Annotated in this window: 3 protein-coding genes; all 3 read left to right on the top strand. The window is 70.3% G+C overall.

Going from position 1 to position 1,923, the window contains the following annotated elements; all coding sequences use genetic code 11:
* Positions 1 to 661: universal stress protein (locus ABZ281_RS47690; protein ID WP_356664912.1), on the top strand; the 661-nt coding region annotated here is incomplete at its 5' end.
* Positions 662 to 862: 201 nt separating this feature from the next.
* Positions 863 to 1,282 carry a CBS domain-containing protein gene (locus ABZ281_RS47685; RefSeq protein WP_356664910.1) on the top strand — a complete coding sequence of 140 codons (420 nt, stop codon included), beginning with the start codon at positions 863 to 865 and terminating at the stop codon, positions 1,280 to 1,282.
* A 109-nt stretch (positions 1,283 to 1,391) separates the two neighbouring features.
* Positions 1,392 to 1,923: SDR family NAD(P)-dependent oxidoreductase (locus ABZ281_RS47680; RefSeq protein WP_356664908.1), on the top strand; the 532-nt coding region annotated here is incomplete at its 3' end.

The following is a 1,923-nucleotide window of genomic DNA, read 5'->3' as shown; positions in this document are numbered from 1 at the left end:
GAAGCGTGCCAGGGCAGGGGCTCCCTCCGTGCGGCTGTCGAGCGAGGTGGTGCATGAGGACGCGGCGGCCGCCCTGGTCGACAAGGGGCGCAACGCCTTCGCACTGGTGCTCGGGCCAAGAGGGCTCGGAGACCTCGCCGGGATGCTTCTGGGCTCGGTCAGCCTGGCCGTGGCCGCCCGCGCCGACTGCCCGGTGGTCGTCGTGCGGGGTGGGGCGGAGCACCGAGGCAGCCGGTTCGGGGACATTGTCGTCGGCGTCGAGGACGAGGAGGGCAGCGGTACGGCCGTGCAGTTCGCGTACCGCGAGGCCCATGTGCGGAGCTGCCGGCTGGTGGCGGTGCACGCCTGGAGTGTCCCGGTCGGAACCCCTATGCCTCCGGGCCTGTCCGGATACGCCCTCCAAGCCCTCCAGCGCCCGCCGGCGCAAGTTCTCGCCGAGGCGCTGCACGACCCTGCGGAGCGGTATCCGGACGTGCCGGTGAGCAGCGAGGTGGTCGAAGCCCCGGCACGGCGGGCACTGCTGAAAGCCGCGGCCGGCGCTGATCTGCTCGTCGTGGGCGCCCGCAGGCGGCACGGGCACATCGGCCTGCAGTTGGGTCTGGTCAACCACGCGGTGCTGCATCAAGCGCCCTGCCCGATCGCGGTCGTTCCGCAGACATGACCGGTGAGGGGTACAGGCTCCCGTGCCCGGGCTCTGCCGCCCTTGGAAGGCGATGCGGCAATCGGTGACGTGGTCGCCCCCTGCTCCGGCATGCGCACGGGAGGCGAGGAACTCACACTGGTCTGGAGGAGCACAGGCCGGGGGCGGGCCAGATCCCATCGGCTCTCCCCGCGCGGCAGCGACGCTCGAAGGGAGACGACCATGACCACTGCCCGGGAGATCATGCACTCCGGTGCCACCTGCATCCAGGAGAACGAGACGCTGGAGGCCGCGGCACGCAGGATGAAGGAGCTGGACGTCGGAGCCCTCCCGGTCTGCGGGGAGGACGACCGTCTCCACGGGATGATCACCGACCGCGACATCGTGGTGAAGTGCCTGGCCAAGGGCAAGGACCCCAGAACCGTGCCCGCGGGCCAGCTCGAGCAGGGCAAGCCGGTCACGATCGACGCCGAGGCCGATGCCGGACAGGTGCTCCGGGCCATGGAAGAGCACAAGATCCGACGGCTGCCGGTCATCGACGACCATCGTCTCGTCGGCATGATCAGCGAAGCCGACCTCGCACGCCATCTCTCCGAGGAGCAGGTGGGGCATTTCGTCGAGGTCATCTGCACGACCCCCTGACCGACTCGTCGGCCGTCGGCCCGCGACTGTGCGGCCGGACGTGTCATGCCGGGGGCGCGGCCGATCCGCTCTCACGGATCTTCGTCGAGACACGGTCCAGGAGGTAGTGATGGGACGTCTGAACGAGCGGGTGGCGATCGTCACCGGTGGAGCCAGAGGGATCGGCGCCGCTGTGGCACGTTTGTTCGCGGCCGAGGGCGCGGCCGTGGTCGTCGCCGATGTCCTCGACGCCGAGGGGGAGAAGCTGGCGGCGGAACTCGGCGGCCCGGCCCGCTACGCGCACCTGGACGTCGGTACCGAGGACGGCTGGCAGACGGTGGTGGCGGAGACGGAGCGGGAACTGGGCCCTGTCTCGGTGCTGGTCAACAACGCCGGGATCCTCGAGTGGGGGACCATAGAGGAGCAGAGCCTCGAATCCTTCCGGCGGGTCATCGACGTCAACGTCCAGGGCGCCTGGCTGGGCATCCATACGGCGGCAGCGTCGCTTCGCCGGGCCGGCGGAGGCGTGATCGTGAACGTCTCTTCGATCGCCGGGATCACCGGCTACGCCGGCATCGGAGGGTATGTGGCCAGCAAGTGGGCACTGCGCGGGCTGACCAAGGCCGCGGCTCTGGAACTGGCCTCGGACGGAATCCGTGTCT

The organism is Streptomyces sp. NPDC006265, from assembly GCF_040613555.1.
Taxonomy (GTDB): Bacteria; Actinomycetota; Actinomycetes; order Streptomycetales; family Streptomycetaceae; genus Streptomyces.
Note: the sequence above shows the minus strand (reverse complement) of the source record. Positions and strands in the feature narration are given on the sequence as shown.

Bases quoted from the DNA above. Each gene is read 5' to 3' on its own strand.
- ABZ281_RS47685 (WP_356664910.1), top strand. From the start codon at position 863: ATGACCACTGCCCGGGAGATCATGCACTCCGGTGCCACCTGCATCCAG.